At 29.8% G+C, this 18,415-nt stretch carries 10 protein-coding genes; all 10 read left to right on the top strand.

Annotated elements, in window-relative coordinates; all coding sequences use genetic code 11:
* Window positions 1-53: 53 nt before the first annotated feature.
* Entirely contained in the window at window positions 54-1,580 is a 1,527-nt protein-coding gene (locus PZA12_RS23005) for a response regulator transcription factor (protein WP_103699046.1), read from the top strand.
* A complete protein-coding gene (locus PZA12_RS23000; RefSeq protein ID WP_103699047.1) occupies window positions 1,573-3,303 on the top strand; it encodes a sensor histidine kinase in 1,731 nt (576 codons plus the stop codon). Before PZA12_RS23005 ends, PZA12_RS23000 begins: the two co-directional genes overlap by 8 nt.
* 218 nt (window positions 3,304-3,521) lie before the next feature.
* On the top strand, window positions 3,522-5,198 hold the full coding sequence (locus PZA12_RS22995; protein WP_077867932.1) for an extracellular solute-binding protein: 1,677 nt from the start codon (window positions 3,522-3,524) through the stop codon (window positions 5,196-5,198).
* A gap of 98 nt (window positions 5,199-5,296) precedes the next feature.
* A complete protein-coding gene (locus PZA12_RS22990) occupies window positions 5,297-6,187 on the top strand; it encodes an ABC transporter permease (protein WP_077867931.1) in 891 nt (296 codons plus the stop codon).
* A 12-nt stretch (window positions 6,188-6,199) separates the two neighbouring features.
* Window positions 6,200-7,081, top strand: a complete 882-nt coding sequence (locus tag PZA12_RS22985) for a carbohydrate ABC transporter permease (RefSeq protein WP_077829293.1) — start codon at window positions 6,200-6,202, stop codon at window positions 7,079-7,081.
* Between the two features lie 367 nt (window positions 7,082-7,448).
* Complete coding sequence (locus PZA12_RS22980) at window positions 7,449-9,092, top strand: glycoside hydrolase family 13 protein (protein ID WP_206490865.1); 1,644 nt, start codon at window positions 7,449-7,451, stop codon at window positions 9,090-9,092.
* Window positions 9,093-9,167: 75 nt separating this feature from the next.
* On the top strand, window positions 9,168-10,109 hold the full coding sequence (locus PZA12_RS22975) for an ROK family glucokinase (protein WP_103698831.1): 942 nt from the start codon (window positions 9,168-9,170) through the stop codon (window positions 10,107-10,109).
* 95 nt (window positions 10,110-10,204) lie between these two features.
* Window positions 10,205-12,307 carry a methyl-accepting chemotaxis protein gene (locus PZA12_RS22970; RefSeq protein ID WP_103698830.1) on the top strand — a complete coding sequence of 701 codons (2,103 nt, stop codon included), beginning with the start codon at window positions 10,205-10,207 and terminating at the stop codon, window positions 12,305-12,307.
* A 100-nt stretch (window positions 12,308-12,407) separates the two neighbouring features.
* Window positions 12,408-15,356, top strand: coding sequence for an N-acetylmuramoyl-L-alanine amidase family protein (locus PZA12_RS22965; RefSeq protein WP_103698829.1), 2,949 nt, complete (start codon window positions 12,408-12,410; stop codon window positions 15,354-15,356).
* A 15-nt stretch (window positions 15,357-15,371) separates the two neighbouring features.
* A complete protein-coding gene (locus PZA12_RS22960; RefSeq protein ID WP_103698828.1) occupies window positions 15,372-18,218 on the top strand; it encodes a glycoside hydrolase family 66 protein in 2,847 nt (948 codons plus the stop codon).
* Window positions 18,219-18,415: the final 197 nt, after the last annotated feature.

Raw genomic sequence — 18,415 nt, 5'->3', positions numbered from 1 at the left:
TGTATAGAAATAATCGTTTATTAAAATTTAAAAGGAGATATGGGGGAAAGTTTATGTTTAAAATCTTAATTGTTGATGATGAATTTATTGAGAGAGATGGTATTATATTTTTAATCAAGAAATTTTCTTTTGACTTTGATATAAAAGAATGTAGTGATGGAGAAGAAGCATTAGAATATTTGAAAAAAAATTTAGTTGATATTTTATTAACTGATGTAAGGATGCCATTTATGGATGGAATTGAATTATCACAAAACGCTAAATTAATATATCCAGATCTAAAGATAATAATTTTTAGTGGCTTTGGTGAATTCGAGTATGCAAAAAGAGCAATAAGCCTTGGTGTAAATGATTATATATTAAAACCAATAAACCAGGCAGAATTTAAAAAAACAATCGAAAGTGTTATTGAAAAAATAGAACATGAAAATAAAGAAAAGCGAGACAAAGAAAGGAGAAATTTCACTGAAAAAGAACATGTTTTATTAAAAATAATAAGTGGAATTCCTGTAGAGAATATTAGGGAGAGATTTTCTTTAGATAATTATACAGATTTTATAAATAAGTATAAGAGAATGATTTTAATGGAATTCGATAAAGATTTCTTTAATAATCATCAAGAATTTATAAAAAAAATTCTTGATGATTTTCAGGATAAAGCAGATTATTTGAATTTAAATCCATATCAGGGAATATTTTTTTTGTGTGAGTTTATAGATGAAACTGTATTAGAAAATACTTGTACGAAAATACATAATGTGATATCAGAAAAATATGGAGTCGATTGTTATTTTTCTATTAGTAATTTAATTACATCACCTTCTATAATATCAGAAGAATATTCTAATATGGAACATATTATGGAACAACGTTTTTTTGTACCAGATAAGTATATTTTTTCTAAAAAAGTAGAGATGACATTGGAATCAACAGATGAAAAGTTCGATAGTACTATACTTAAAAATATAGAACATCATATAAAAGTTAGAGATTTTTGTAGTTTGAAATCTAGTGTTGATCTTTTAATAAAAAAATTTTCAGCGCAAAGTGATTTTTCCCAAATATATGTAAAGTTTATTCTTACAAATATTTATAGAAATATTTGTAATGAAATGAAAGAAGCAAATGAAATAGATTTAGATGGAGAAATAGATAAGATTTATTCTAGCAGGACAATTCAAGAAATAAGAGATATATTAAATAATGTTATAGATAATATGGAAAAACAATTTTCCAAGGAATCTTTTAATCATAGGCATGAGATAGAGCTAGTTAAGTCATATATTTATAAAAATTATGGAAAAGATTTATCTCTTGCTATATTGGCAGAATATGTGTATATGGCACCAAGCTATTTAAGCAGTATCTTTAAGAAAGAGACAAGCATGGGCATTAATGTATTTATAAAAAATTATCGGATGGAAAAGGCAAAAGATATGTTAGAAAATACAAATATAAGAATTAAAGATATTGGTAATATCGTGGGATATAGTAATACATCATATTTTTGTCAAAGTTTTAAAGAATTCTATGGATTAACACCTGAAAAATATAGACAAAAGGATGAAAATAATGAATAGGTTAAAAAGATTTTTTCTAAATTTAAAATTTCGATATAAAATAATTTTGACTTACTTCTTAGTTAGTATTATTCCGATTATAATTCTAGGTTTATTTTGTTATCAGCAAACGAAAAATTTACTTTTGGATCAAGAAAGAGAGAATTTAAGAAAGTCTTTTTCAGAAGCAGTTATAGGAATCGAAAACTCAGCTAATGTGTATAGCAATATACTGGATTATACTACATTTAACCCAATGGTTTTAGAGGTAATTAATCATGAATATAAAAGTTATTATGAAATGTATTATAAGTTTCATAATATGCTGGATCCATATATTGACATGCTAAGAGCTTTACATAATGATATACAACAAATAACTGTATATACTAGTAATAATATAGTAAAGCATTCCGATTATATAATGCCCATGGAGATTATTGAGAATAACATTTGGTATAAAGATGTATTAGGAAAATATAAACCTCAGTGGTTCATTGATAGTGAAAAAAATGTTTTTTTAGCGGTTCAGTTTATTAATAAAGGATATAATGATATACAAAATATTCTATATGTAAAAATAAACTCTAAAAATTTTTTTCAGCCGTTATATAATATATCAAGCACTAATTGTGGAATTTATATTGTAGATAAAAATGATGAAGTTGTATTTGAGAATAGAAGCTATGATGATGGTAACGAGTATTTATTGCCAAGTACTGAATTAAAGAAAATAGAAGGAGATACTATAACTTATGATAATATAAATTATATTTTAATAAAAATGGATATGAAGGATCTTGGATGGACTGCGTATCTTTACAAACCCGTGCATTTAATTGTGGAATCATCTAAAAATATTATTTATACTGTATTCTTTATGATGGGGATTTGCGTTCTAATAATTTTAGTTGTAGGGTATTGGCTTTCATATATAATAGTAAACCGTATTGAAAAATTAACTAAAAATATGAAGGAAATGAATATGGATCATTTGGAAGTTACAATAGAAAGTAATTCGGAAGATGAAATTGGTGTTTTAATTAATAGTTTTGATAAGCTTATAGTAAGAATAAAAACTTTAATACAAGAAGTATATAAGAGCGAAATATCTAAAAGAAAATATGAAATGAAAGCATTACAAGCTCAAATAAACCCACATTTTCTATATAATAGCTTGTCTTTGATCAATTGGAAGGCAATTAGGTCAGGAGAAGATGAAATTAGTGAAATGGCTCAGCTATTATCAACATTTTATCGTACATCTTTAAATAAAGGAAGTAGTATCATAACAGTAGAAAATGAATTAAATAATACAGAAGCATATGTTAAGATTCAATCCATGATGCATAATTATAATTTTGATGTGGATTTTGATATTGATAATAAAATTAAGGGATACTATATGATTAATTTATTACTACAGCCATTAGTTGAGAATGCAATATGTCATGGTATTGATCAAAAAAGAAATAATAGAGGCAAGTTAAGAATATCTGCACAGCAAAAAGGAACAGATATTGTGTTTGAAATTGAAGATAATGGAGTGGGGATGAAGAGTGAAATTTGCGAAAGAATTTTAACAACTAGAACAAAAGGTTATGGAGTAAAAAATGTTTATGATAGAATTAAACTTACTTATGGTGAAAATTGTGATTTGAGATTTATAAGTATACCAAATGAAAAAACTGTTGCGATAATGAGTATCCCGGTAGAAATAGACAAGAATAAATTTAATGATTAACTAGATAAATAGCTGTTTTAAAATGGAGGTATGAATTTCATTTTGAAACAGCTTGCTTTTTGTAGTTGTTTACATATTCATAAAAAATTGATATAAATCAAAAATCTTTAGTATATTCGGATAATTACTTGAATGCTATAATTTCAGTATAAATTACTTAACCAAAGCTAGTTACAGTTAAAGTATTATTTTTTTAATGAATTAGGAGGCTTATGGGGATGCTAAAAAGAAATTTAACGCAAACAATGAAAAGGATAACAACTTTTGGAATGGCAGTTATTACAATTGCTATGTTCTTTACGGGGTGCGGAAATAAAGATGGTGCAACTACGACTGAAACGAAAGATAAGTCAGGGGCAGTAACTACACCTTATGGAAAATACGATGAATTGGTAACTTATACTATAGGTAAAAATACACCTGGAAGTCCGCGTCTTCCAGAAGGAGATACCTATGAAAATAATGCATATACAAGATATTTAAAAGATGTATTAAATGTTCAGAATAAAGATGAATTTGAAGCAGCTAATGGAGATCCATATGATCAAAAGGTATCAATGGCAGTCGCTACAGGTGATATACCAGATATTATGAAAGTTGATTCAACAACATTAAAGCAATTAGTAGATAGCGATATGATAGCAGATTTAACTGATGCTTACAAAAACTGTGCCACAGATAAAATTAAACAAATGTATGATTCGTATAATGGAAGAGCATTAGAAAGTGCTACATTTGATGGAAAACTTATGGCATTGCCATCTACTCAATGTGCTAATGCGCCAACAATGCTTTGGGTTAGACAAGATTGGATGGATAAATTGGGATTGCAAGCACCTAAATCAATGGATGATGTGGAAAATATTTTACAGCAGTTTGTAACAAAAGATCCAGGAAATAATGGAGCTGGAAAAACAATTGGTCTTGTGGCTTCTTCTAATATAGGAGGAGTTTATGGGGGATTATTTCAAATGGATAACGTTCTAGGAATGTATAATGCTTTTCCAGGACAATGGATTGAAGAGGATGGAAAAGTTGTATTTGGATCTACAACTAATAATATGAAAAAGGGATTAGGAAGAGTTGCTGAAATGTTTAAAAAAGGTTTAATTGATCCACAAATGGCAGTAAGACAAGGTGATGATGTTACTTCACTTATTGTTAATGGTCAAGCTGGCGCTTTCTTTGGACCATGGTGGGCACCTGATTATCCATTAAATGATGCTAAGAAGCTAAATCCAAATGCACAATGGGTTCCTTATATAATACCAACAAATTCAGATGGGTCTTATACAACTTATACACAAAATCCGGCAAGCGAATTTTATGTTGTTAAAAAAGGATTTGAGCATCCAGAATTATTAGTAAAGATAGCTAGTGTTATTAATGACAAGATGGTATATGAAGACTATGGAAAACAAGAACTTATGGATTATATAAAGCAGGGTGTTGATTCAGGTGTAAGACCGGTAGGTATTCTTATTAATGATTATAATGCAACAATTGATATGTATAAAAATATTGATTTAGCACTTAAAGGAGAAAAAGATCCGGAATCTTTAGGAGCTGATAAGGGAAACTATGAAAAGTGTAAGGATTATTTAGCTAATTCAAATTCTCCAAGTGCTGATGCATGGAGTGGCTATACGTCAAGAATGGTTGCCCCAAAACTAATGAGTGAGACCAAGATAAATGAAGTTAATCCAGTATTTTTTGGACAAACAAAGAGTATGAAATTAAAATGGGCCAATTTACAAAAATTACAAGATGAAACCTTCTTAAAAATTGTAACAGGTGAAGCACCAATAGATTCTTTTGATGTCTTTGTTTCAACTTGGAAGAGTACAGGTGGAGATGAAATTACAAAAGAGGTTGAAGATGCTATAAAAAAATAAATACTAATTTGACAGTTTGGATGCAAGTAGTATTTGCATCCAACTTACAATCGAAGAATTAATATTCTACATTACAAATAAGGAAGGCAGGGAGATTCATGAAAAAAGGGAAAAAACAATTAAGTTATCATCTTATGATGGCACCTGGTATGATATTTTTATTCATATTTAGTTTTATTCCTATGTTTGGTATAATAATGGCTTTTCAAGAGTATTTACCGGCAAAAGGAATACTAGGTTCTAAGTGGGTTGGACTTGATAATTTTAGATATATGCTTCAAATACCAGATAGCATGAATATTTTAAGAAATACACTAGTTATTGCTATAGGAAAAATTATCTTAAGCACAATAATACCAATTATATTTGCATTACTTTTAAATGAAATAAGAAAAAAATGGGCTAAGAAAACCATTCAAACTATTGTATATTTACCACATTTTCTATCATGGGCAGTCTTAGCTGTAGTAGTAGCCAATATTTTCTCCTTTGATGGCCCGGTTAATGCATTTTTGAAATTGTTTGGATATGAACCAACATTATTTCTTGCAAGCAATACCTGGTTTAGGCCTATATTAATAGGAACAGATGTATGGAAAGAATTCGGTTATGGATCAATTGTATATTTAGCGGCATTAACCGGAATTGATTCTGGATTATATGAAGCAGCGGCTATAGATGGAGCAAATAGATTCAAGCAGCTAATACATGTGACTCTGCCAGGTATAATGCCTATAATTATGCTTATGACAGCAATGAATTTAGGAAATATTTTAAATGCTGGCTTTGATCAAGTATTTAATTTATATAATCCGATTGTTTATCAAACAGCAGATATCATTGATACATATGTTTATCGTGTAGGGTTAGTAGGAATGCAGTATAGTTTTGCAACAGCAGTAGGACTATTAAAATCAGTAGTTGGATGTATATTATTATTGTCTGCTAACAAATTATCTCAAAGAGTTGCTAATATGCAAATATTTTAAAGGAGGAGTATTATGTTAAAGTCAAAAAAGTTTGGAAGCAGGCTAGCTGATGCAATTATATGGGGTGTTGTAATAATACTTACAGCTGCCTGCCTGTTTCCCCTCATAAATATGGTAGCTATTTCTTTTAGTAATAAGTCAGCAGCAGCGGGAAATTTAGTGGGATTACTTCCAATAGATTTTACTTTATCATCCTATAAAACATTATTGCAAGAGGGTCAATTTTGGCGTTCTTTTGGTATTTCCGTGTTAAGAGTTGTTCTTGGAACAGCGTTAAATTTAATATTGGTAGTTTTAATGGCATATCCATTATCAAAGAGTAAACGAGAATTTCGTTTTAGAAATATTTATATGAATTTTATGATATTTGCAATGTTGTTTTCAGGTGGAATGATACCAATATTTATTACTGTAAAAAATCTACATTTATTAGATACTATCTGGTCTCTAATTTTACCAGGTGCTGTGCCTATATTTAATGTAATTTTATTAATGAACTTTTTCAAGAGTGTACCAAAATCATTGGAAGAAGCGGCAGAATTAGAGGGATGTAATAAATGGCAAATTTTATTTAAGATATATATTCCTATCTCGCTTCCTGCATTAGCAACAATTTCATTGTTTAGCATTGTTGGACACTGGAATGATTTCTTTGGTGGATTATTGTACATAAATAAGGCAGCAAATTATCCACTGCAAACTTATATACAACAATTAACAGTGGATATTACAAAGGTGACAAATCCAGCACAGTTGCAAAGTCTTGCTGATATTTCTAATAAAACATTAAATGCTGCTAAAATTGTTGTATCAACTATTCCATTACTAGTTATTTATCCGTTCTTACAAAAGTATTTTGTTACAGGGATGGTTATGGGATCAGTTAAGGAATAGAGAAAGAATGTGTGACATAATGAAGCACAAATAAGATTTGATATAAAAGATAAAATTTATAATATAATAAATTCACATGAAAATAAAACCAAGATCATATGGGAATTACAAACATTAGATTTAGATAAATATTTATTTGGTGCAGGTTGTGAAATTATTCTAGCATATTATATAAATTGAACATATAGGATGATTAAAAAAGATGTAGTAAACACCTCAATACTTAGTAATCTTTTAATAAATTGAATAATAATTATCATAATTTAAATTAATAAATAGGAAGATTGATAGTTGAATATTTTAGTGGCCTTTGGTAAGGCGACTTACTAACATAAATTATTTGAAAATATATTAATTGGAGGCAGTTATGAATAAGGAATGGTGGAAAGAGAGTGTAGTATATCAGGTATACCCAAGGAGTTTCAAAGATTCTAATGGGGATGGAATCGGGGATTTAAGAGGAATAATAGAAAAGTTAGATTATTTAAAGGAGTTAGGTATAGATGTGATATGGCTATCTCCGGTATACAAATCACCAAATGACGATAATGGATATGATATAAGCGATTATGAAGATATAATGGATGATTTTGGAACGATGGAAGATATGGACAAACTTATTGAAGAAGGAAATAAGAGGGACATAAAAATCCTTATGGATTTAGTTGTTAACCATACTTCCGATGAACACAAATGGTTTATTGAATCTAAAAAATCAAAGGATAATCCATATAGAGATTATTATATATGGAGAGATTCAGTAAATGGAGAAGAACCAAACGATTTAAGATCAACATTTAGTGGAAGTGCATGGCAATATGATGAAAATTCAGGACAATATTATTTACATTTATTTAGCAAAAAGCAACCGGATTTGAATTGGGAAAATGAAGAAATGCGTAATAAAGTTTATGATATGATGAACTTTTGGATTGATAAAGGTATTGGCGGATTCAGAATGGACGTTATTGAGCTTATAGGTAAAATTCCAGATGAAAAGATAAAAGAAAACGGGCCGAAGCTTCATGAATACATTGAAGAAATGAATAAGAAAACTTTTGGAGGTAAGAACTTATTAACTGTTGGAGAAGCTTGGTGTTCTAATCCAGAAATAGCAAAGCAGTATTCAAATCCAGATGGCAGTGAGCTTAGTATGATATTTCAATTTGAACATATTTTATTAGATCAACAGCCAGGTAAGGAAAAATGGGATTTAAAGCTATTGGAACTGCTAGATTTAAAAAAAGCATTATCAAGATGGCAAGTTGAATTAGAAGGAATGGGTTGGAACAGTTTATTCTGGAATAATCATGATGTACCAAGAATAGTTTCAAGATGGGGAAATGACAAAGAATATAGAATAGAAAGTGCAAAAATGCTTGCCACATTGCTGCACGGAATGAAGGGAACCCCTTATATATATCAAGGCGAAGAACTTGGTATGACAAATATAAGATTTGAGGATTTAAATGATTATAAGGATATAGAAACTCTTAATATGTACAAAGAAAGAATAGAGCAAGGTTATAAGCATGAAGATATAATGAATTCTATATATGCAAAAGGTAGAGATAATGCACGTACTCCAATTCAATGGGATGATAGTGAAAATGCAGGTTTTACAACTGGAGAGCCTTGGATAAAAGTAAATCCTAATTATAAAGAAATAAATGCTAAATTACAATTAAATGATGAAAATTCTATATTCAATTATTATAAAAAGCTAATTAAAATTAGAAAAACAAATCCAGTAGTTGTATATGGAAAATATGAATTGATTTTAGAAGAAAATAAAGAAATATTTGCATATACAAGAACTTTAGAAAATGAAAAGTTATTAGTTATTTGTAATTTTACGGGTAATAAGACGAAGTTTGCATTGAAAGATGAAATCGAGTTTAACTCTAAGGAACTTTTAATTTCGAATTATGATATAGATACAAATGATTCTATAAATAATATAGATCTTAGACCTTATGAATCAAGAATTTATAAACTTACATTAAAGTAAAAAATAGAACCTCAATTGGCTCATTATAAGCAGTTGAAATTAAGCAAGGTTATTATCATAGAAGGAGTAGTCCAAATGAAAGAGTATATATTCGGTGTAGATATTGGAGGAACAACCATTAAGCTTGGTTTGTTTAAAGCTGAAGGAAAGTTATTAGAAAAGTGGGAGATTGAAACAAGAAAAGAGAATGAAGGGAAATATATTCTAAAAGATATTGTGGAAACATTAGAAAATAAGCTTAATGAAAAGAATATTTCCAAGGAGAATGTATTAGGGATAGGAATAGGGGTACCAGGACCAGTTAAAGATGATGGAACAGTACTTAAATGTGTAAATCTTGGATGGAAAGTTTTTAACATAGTAGATCAGGTTAATAAATTAGTAAAGTTACCTATTAAAGCTGCAAATGATGCAAATGTTGCTGCACTTGGAGAGATGTGGAGGGGCGGAGGAAAAGGCTATAAAAATGCTGTAATGGTAACACTTGGAACTGGTGTTGGCGGTGGAATAATTGTTGACGGAAAAATAATATCAGGATCAAATGGTGCGGGTGGTGAAATTGGTCATATAAAGGTTTCTGATAACGAGACAGAATGCTGTGGATGTGGAAATAAAGGATGTTTAGAACAATATGCATCTGCAACAGGGATCGTTAGTTTAGCTAATAAGGCTTTAAAAAACACGAAAACAAAATCCGATTTAAAGAATTTTGGGAATTTATCAGCAAAAGATATTTTTGATTCTGCAAAGGCAGGTGATGAATTAGCATTAGAATTGGTAGATGATTTTGGTAATAGATTGGGGAAAGCTTTAGCTAATATCTCATGTGTTATTGATCCAGAGATATTTGTGATTGGTGGAGGTGTATCTAAAAATGGGAGTTTTCTGATCGAAAGCATTACTAAGCATTTTAAAGGAAATGCATTTCATAGTTCAAGAAATACAAAATTTGAGTTGGCCAAATTAGGTAATGATGCTGGAATATATGGTGCTGCAAGATTGATTTCTGGAAACTAGGTAGGTTATATGATAAGAGGTGGTTTAGCTTGAAAAAATATTGTGCATATTCTATTTATAAGTTTTGCAAGGATTAATGAGGGAGTGATCACCCGATGATTAAATTAAAAAAAAGAAATAATAAAAGAGAAATAGATTTTGTCAATAAAAGAAAGAATATATTTTTTTACTGTGAAAACATTATAAGAGGTTCTAAAATAAAAGTTAGATTGACAACTTCTTATGGATTATTAGTTTTAATTCCATTATTAATAGTGGGTGTTTCAATAATAGTGCAATCTAAAAGTTCAATCGATAATAAAATTTCAAATTTCTCATCTCAGATAATGGCGCAAATTGGAGTAAATATATCAAGCGAAATGGATAAGAATTCCAACTTCGCTATGTCAATATTTACTGAACCTGATTTTCAGGATTATTTCGAAAATGGACAAACTGTTGATTATCATAAAATTAATGATTTAAATAAATTAATAAAAAATAAAGTGGGAACCAAGAATGATATGACCGGACTCGGAATTATCAGTGCAGACAAAGGGAAAATAGGAAGTTTTTCAAATCAACTATCTGACGATTTAATGTTGAAATTAGCAGATTTATCTAGCAAGTCAAAGGGAAAATTCACATGGTCATTAAACAAAAGTTCATCAGGATATAAAATCTACGCTTCAGTTCAAATGAATACTTTGGCTACAGGTAAGAACTTTGGAATAGTTATAGAAGAATTGGATCCTAAATTATTTATTAATTTGTTTAAAGACATTAGTTTAGGAGATAGTTCTGATATATTTGTTTTAGATTCACAAGGAGCTGTTATTCTAAGTGATGAATCAAGTCTAATTGGAACAGAATATAAAGATAAAAGTATTATAGAGAAAATTCAAGAGAAAGAATCAGCTAAAAGCAAGGATAAAAGTGCTAAGATAGAAAATTCTTTTTCAACAAGTGATGGTAATAATCTAGTATCTTATGCACCTTTAAGTGGTTCAGACTGGTATGTAGTGGGAGTTATACCGTACACTTATATAAACTCTGAATCTAATAGTCTAACAAATAATACTATAATAATTGGTTTGATTTCGTTTATGATAGCCATGTTGGTAGCATTAATAGTATCAAGAAGCATATCAAAACCTTTGGAAAAATTAGTTTCACTTATGAAAAAGGCTAGGGATGGAAATTTAGCTTTGCATATAGAAGATAGTAGTAAAGATGAAATCGGAGAAGTAATAAGTGCATTTAATGAGATGGTGAGTAAAATAAGTGATTTAATTGGAGATGTTAAAGATATTACTAACAATGTATCTAATAATACCAAAATAGTTGCACAGGTTTCAGAACATTCTTGCTCATCTTCAGAAGAAATCGCAGCTACAATGAGTGAAATTGCTAAAGGGGCTTCGGATCAAGCTGTTAGTGTTAATGAAGGAATTGATTTCATGAGCGTATTATCCGATGGAATAAATATAGTGAGTAAGAAAACAGAAAACGTATGGTCAGTATTAGAGGAAACACAAAAAATGAAAAAAGAAGCAGTTATATCAGTTAATACATTGAAAGATAAAGCCAGCGAAACCAATAATGTTTCCGCTAAAATTGTTAGCGATATAAACTCTTTAGACACAAATATAAACGATATAAAAGAAATTATAGAGTTAATTGGTAGTATTGCAGAGCAAACTAACCTTTTAGCATTAAATGCAGCAATCGAAGCAGCAAGAGCTGGAGATTCAGGTAAAGGTTTTGCTGTTGTTGCTGATGAAGTTAGAAAACTAGCTGATAGATCAAAAGAGTCATCTGATCAAATTAATAAAATAATTAATAATATTGAAAATAAAACAAGAATTGTAGTGAAAGAAGCAATCAATTCTAGAATTATAATAAAAGAACAGATGGATGCAGTCGATGGTGCAGATGAGGCTTTTAAAGTTATATTTGAAGGAATGAACCAAATATCATACCAATTAAAAGATATAGTTGTGTCAATTAATGAAATAGTTGATTGTAAAGATAAAACTAAAATAGCAATGGAAAACATTTCAGCTATTTCGGAAGAAACAGCCGCAACTACAGAACAAGTTTCCTTCGGAGCTAATGGACAAATTAGTGAAATTCAAAAAATATTTGAATTTGTAGAAGAACTAAATTCAGTGGTTGAAAAATTAAATCTAACAATAAATAAATTTATAGTTAATTAGTTTTAAATGCAAATTTATTAAATAGAATCAAGATATTAGAAAGAAAATTAATTATATATAAATAGTAATTTAACTATAACATAGTAGGGGAGATAATATCATGATTAAAAGAGTTAACAAAATAATAACACTAGTAACAATTACAACAATTGTTACTACTCTTAGTTCATCACCAATTGTATTTGCTTCTGATGCATTGAAAGAAAAGGATGGGGATTTTAATGCTGCCGTTGCTTACTCAAATAAGTATTTATACGATGGGTATAGAGGAACTGATGGGGAAGAACAAACAATATACTACAATAATGGAAAGTATAATGAACTAGAGAATTCAGATGCATATGATGATTCTATAAAGTACGATAATAGGTATATTGAACTAGATAATAATGGTAAGGAAGATCTATTTAATTTGCAAACAGGAAAGTTTGAAGGGGAAGATATAGAAGATCAAAAATTTGATATTAGAAGAGATTTAGTAAAAAAATTAAAAGAAACCAATAGATATGGCAGTAATATAACAGATTATCTTCAATTAGGTGATAGAATTTCAAGTAATAAAGGTTCCTTTGGTGATGTATGGTATAAATATACTGCAGATTATAATTATGGACAAGCTATTAAATATGTAACAATAATCAATTTAGCTGCAAATTCCAATGATGAATGGGATAATATTACATTGAAAAAAGGTGATGAAATAACATCAGACTTTGGAGACAGCTATCAATTTTGGTTTTCAGTAACAACTAATGATCCTACTAATAAAGAAACTGATGGTATAGAAAAAACCTATAATGGCGATATAACTGCAGCATCAAAGTATATAGCTAAAAGATTAAAAGATTATTGTGGATATGATGCAGAGGTGACTACAGAGAATGGAAGTCCTGTTATCCAAATAATATCTGATGAAAAATTAGAAGGAACTGTAATAACGGGGCATAATAGTGATATTTCAATAGAATCTAAAATGGCACTTGCTAAAAATATTCAATATGTATCGGATGATACGAAAAATTCTAACGATGCTGTAAGAGATATGATTGCTGATAATTATACTTCTAAAACCGTAGAATCAGTATATGGAACTACAACAACAGATTCTGCTGTAAAATATACAACAACTATTGATATAAATGCAGAGTCAGATCATGAATGGAAAAATATAACCTTAAAAAAGGGTGATGATGTAACATCAAGCTTTGGAGACACTTATCAATTTTGGTTTTCAATAACAGCTGATGAATCTGGTAATTTAGAGTCTGACGGAGAAGCAAAAACTTATAATGGAGATGTGGAAGCAGCAGCAGAATACATAGCTGGAAGAATAAGAGATTACTGTGGATATGATGCACAAGTTATTGAGCAAGATGGAAAATCATTAATTCAAATAACATCAGATATAAAGCTAGATAAAAACGTAATAATGGCATATGATGATAATATTTCAGTTAAAACAGAGGAAAATGATTCTTCATCAGATGAAGATGGTGATAACAATTCAGGGACAAATAGTGGAGAAAACACAACTGGTTCTGACACAAATACTGGAGAAGAAACTTCAAGCGGGACACACGCTATAATAAATTATGACAAGGAGGCAATATATTATGGCTTTGTAAATAATTCTGGCAAATATATAGATGTCTCTAAGTTTGCAAATATCAAATTTATATATACAATTGACGGAAAAACTAAGACAGAAAGTATAAAAGAGTTTGGAGAAAAATACGGAGATGAAAATATTGTAGCCAATTTAACTGACATAGGATCAGATTTGTTAACACAAGATTCAACTTACATTTATGTCAGTGCAAATGTAGAATTTACTTCAGATAGTGATATAAGCATTGCATATCCAGATGGGACAAACAGCAAAAAATACATCTTAAAGATTTCTAAGGCTGTAGGAGATAAAGTTGATGGAGCATATACACCTAAAGAAGTTACAGCATATGAAATGAATGGAGAATCTGATTTTCTATCTTGGATTCAGCCTAAACTTAGTGATGACTGGTATAATTTGGATGTATGCGCTAAGGATGGAAATATATATGTTATAAGATTCAATAAAGACGGAGGCAATAATAAAATACAAGTAAATCAAGTTGGATTCGAAACTGTACGTGATGATGATTTGAAGGTTAGTAGGAATAAGATATATAAGGTTAATGACCCATCTATTGAAACTAGAATTAAAGGACAAAAATTAACAGTTACGGATGCAGGTGAAATAAGAAATTTAATAAAACCATATTATTCTATAGATGCTGAAGGAAACTTGTGGGTATTAGGCTTGAAAAAGATATATGAATTTAACGGAAATGGCTTTGATGAAAAGTATACAGTTCCTGCAAAGATAACTAATTTAGATGTTTACAATGGTAATAATTTAATTGCTTGGGGAGATAATGGTACAGAATACAGTTATGTAACTAATATTAATGAATTTTCAAGTACTAGTGATGAAAAGGATTCGGGAAATGAAAATAATGGTAATGGAGGTGCTGGTGACGGAGAAAGTACTAGTGATAACGACAATGCTTCAAGTGATGAATCAGTAATTAAAAGTGGATGGATTAAAACAAAGTTAGGCTGGCAATTTTTTGATGAATCAGGAAAACAAGTTAAAAATTCTTGGATTAAAGTAAATGAAAAATGGTATGTAATTGATGAAAACGGTATTATGGAGACTGGTTGGATTAACATGAGTAGAAAGTGGTACTACCTGAGTTCTGATGGAAGTATGGCAACAGGATGGATGCAAGAGGGTAATAGTTGGTATTATCTACAATCAGATGGAGAAATGTCAACAGGCTGGGTAAATGATGATGGAAATTGGTATTACTTAAAGGAATCTGGTGAAATGTCAATTGGATGGATTTCTAATAACGGAAACTGGTATCATCTAGGAACTGATGGGGTCATGAGTACAGGCTGGTTAAAATATGGAAAGCACTGGTATTACTTGGATAAAAATGGAAAAATGTTATCGGATACAACTATAAATGGATATAAACTTGGAAATGATGGTGCTTTAATTTAGAAAGATGGTGAAAATATGAGAAAGTCAAGAAAAAAATTAAAAATTTTATGTAGTTTAGCACTTATGTCAACTACAATTCTATCAACTGTATCAATTATATCAAATACCGCATATGCAAATTCTGATTTTATAGAAATGCCTATAGTAAATACTTCTGAGAAAGGGGCCTTTAATCAAAAGCTTTTACTATATGATGTCTCAACAGATAAATCTATGTATAATCCAGGATCAAATGTAAGTGTAAAAATTAATTTGGTCAATTATACAGGAAATGAAATATCCAATGGAACTATAGAGCTATCGGCAAAGCATCTTGATACACAAGTTGGGAGTACAGTAACTCAAAATTTTTCAATTGAAAAAGATGAAAATAAAGATTTATTCATAAACTGGACAGTTCCTAATGAGGATTTTAAAGGCTATTTACTTGAAATAACGTGTAAAGATTCTGAAGGAAAAGTCATAGAGTCATCATCAACAGCTGTAGATGTCTCCTCAAATTGGCTTAAATTTCCTAGATACGGTTATCTAACTAATTATGAGAAAAGTGTTAATACAAAAGATATAATAGATCAGTTGAAAAAATTCCATATAAATGGTCTGCAATATTATGATTGGCAAGACAAACATCATGATCCTATAGCAGGTGAAGGTTCAAATGTTGAAGATATATGGCAGGATTTATCAAAACATGATGTATATAAATCAACAATAGAAGGATATATTAAGAATGGTCATGAAGCAGGAATTTCTTCAATGCAATACAATTTAATATATGGAGCGACTCAAGGATATGAAAATGATGGTGTAAAAAAGGAATGGGGTTTATATAAGGATCCAAGTGGAACTGATGGAGAACAGTGGACTATGGCAATGCCTAGCGGCTGGGAAACAGATGCGCTTTACTTTATGGATCCATCAAATAAAGAATGGCAGGATTATCTCTTTGCAAGGGAAAAGGAAGTTTTTGAAGCATTTGATTTTGATGGATGGCATATGGATACTGTAGGTGATTTTGGAACAGTGTATAAAGCAGATGGGACACCAGTATCAATTACAACTACTTTTAAAGATTTTATTAATGCAGCTAAGAAAGAATTTCCTGACAAATATATATTATTTAATCCAGTTGGAAATAAGGGGCACGAAGATGTAAATAGTAGTAATGTAAGTGGTGCATATACAGAAGTATGGCCTTGGGATGGAATTATAACATATAATTCCTTAAAAGGTATTGTAGACCAAGCAAGAACTGAGACAAAAGGAAGATCATTAATAGTGCCGGCATATATGAATTATGAATTGGGAGATAAACATAGTGAAGAAAAGCCTGGAAAATTTAATACTTCCTCAGTGCTATTAACAGGGGCTTCAGTCTTTGCAGCAGGTGGATCTAGACTTGAGCTGGGCGATGATACAAGAATGCTTACTAAAGAGTATTTCCCCAATAGAAATGTTGTTATGGATGAAGAGTTAAAGGCAAGGGAAAGAAAATATTATGACTTTATAGTTGCTTATGAAAACTTATTAAGAGATGGACAAATAAATAGTAATAATGAAATCCAAGTTGAAGGTTATGAGAATAGTAATATAGGTGAAGCTAATAAAATATGGACTTACGGAAAAAAAGATTCAAATTATGATGTTATTCAAATGGTAAATCTTTTAGGTGTTTTTGATAATACTTGGAGAGCTGCTGATGGATCGAAATCTAAGCCAACTAAAGCAGAAAATTTTAAGGTTAAGTATTATGTAACCCAAGATATTCAAAGTGTTTCATTAGCATCACCTGATGCTAATGATTGTAAATCACAAAGTTTAGAATTTTCAAAAGGAAACGATGAAAAAGGAAATTATATAGAATTTACAGTACCATCTTTGGAATATTGGGATATGATTTATTTAAAAAAATTAAGTTCTGAGAATATTGATAAGAATAATGATATAATAGGCGTTCAAGGTCAATTAACAAATCCAGGTTTTGAAGATGGATTTATGGGCTGGAATATATCCGGAAGAAGTTATGGCTTAGATTCCACAGATGCAGCATCTGGAAATAATAAGTTATATTTCTATGATAATAAGCCTTATACCAAAAAGATTGATCAAACAGTTGTAGGATTAAAAAATGGAAAATATAGAGTAACGGCTATGGTAAAACAAAATACAGGGATTCCAGATTATGCAGCTATGGAATTAACTTCTGGAGATAAGAGTGAAAAAGTTAATATAAAACATAGCGATAATTATAGAAAAATAGAAGGAACCATAGATGTTAAGGATGGAAAATTAAATATAGCTTTTAACTTTATATCTACTTTAAATGGCGAAGCTAATTTACAAATTGATGATATTCAGTTATTAGATGAGAACGGAAATGTTGTATCAAAGGAAGCTAAGGTTATTAAGCAGGGCGAAGGCGCAAGTTCATCTAACATACCAGAATCAGTTGGAAAAATAACAAATGGAGATTTTGAAACAGGTGATACAACAGGCTGGGTAGCAGCTAATCCAGATGGATTTGGAGTTAATGATCAAGATGTCTTTGCTGGAAATAATAAATGTTATTTTTGGGGGCAAGGAAAACAAATGTTACAACAAAAAGTAACTGAGTTGACTAATGGAACTTATACAGTAAAAGCAATGGTTAAACAAAATACTGGAAATCCTACATCATCGCAATTAGAATTATCAGGTTTTGGAGGAGAGGCAGCTTCGATTAAAATTCCACATGGAGATTCCTATGTTGAAATTTCGCAACAAGTCACTGTTACTAATGGCACTTTAATAATCTCATTTATACAAGATGGCAAAGAATGGACAAACTTACAAATTGATAATGTTGAGTTAGTAGCAAACTAGATTTGATTAATATTAAGGTATATAAAAATAATAAATGTAAAGCTATCAAAGATGTTTTTAGAATTATACCTCGATTAAGCTTTTGAAAATAAAAAAGGAAACATAGCAATAATTTAGTGTAAAAGGAAGGACGAAAAAAATTTATTTTACACTATAATGAAAATATATTGCTATGTTTCTGTTATTTATAAGAAATT

Source organism: Clostridium beijerinckii, assembly GCF_036699995.1.
Classification (GTDB): Bacteria; Bacillota; Clostridia; order Clostridiales; family Clostridiaceae; genus Clostridium; species Clostridium helianthi.
This window is presented reverse-complemented; position numbering and strand designations above follow the sequence as displayed.

Excerpts from the sequence above, each read along its gene's own strand:
- PZA12_RS23005 (WP_103699046.1), top strand. The coding sequence starts at position 54 with ATGTTTAAAATCTTAATTGTTGATGATGAATTTATTGAGAGAGATGGT.
- PZA12_RS23000 (WP_103699047.1), top strand. The coding sequence starts at position 1,573 with ATGAATAGGTTAAAAAGATTTTTTCTAAATTTAAAATTTCGATATAAA.
- PZA12_RS22995 (WP_077867932.1), top strand. The coding sequence starts at position 3,522 with ATGCTAAAAAGAAATTTAACGCAAACAATGAAAAGGATAACAACTTTT.
- PZA12_RS22990 (WP_077867931.1), top strand. The coding sequence starts at position 5,297 with ATGAAAAAAGGGAAAAAACAATTAAGTTATCATCTTATGATGGCACCT.
- PZA12_RS22985 (WP_077829293.1), top strand. The coding sequence starts at position 6,200 with ATGTTAAAGTCAAAAAAGTTTGGAAGCAGGCTAGCTGATGCAATTATA.
- PZA12_RS22980 (WP_206490865.1), top strand. The coding sequence starts at position 7,449 with ATGAATAAGGAATGGTGGAAAGAGAGTGTAGTATATCAGGTATACCCA.
- PZA12_RS22975 (WP_103698831.1), top strand. The coding sequence starts at position 9,168 with ATGAAAGAGTATATATTCGGTGTAGATATTGGAGGAACAACCATTAAG.
- PZA12_RS22970 (WP_103698830.1), top strand. The coding sequence starts at position 10,205 with ATGATTAAATTAAAAAAAAGAAATAATAAAAGAGAAATAGATTTTGTC.
- PZA12_RS22965 (WP_103698829.1), top strand. The coding sequence starts at position 12,408 with ATGATTAAAAGAGTTAACAAAATAATAACACTAGTAACAATTACAACA.
- PZA12_RS22960 (WP_103698828.1), top strand. The coding sequence starts at position 15,372 with ATGAGAAAGTCAAGAAAAAAATTAAAAATTTTATGTAGTTTAGCACTT.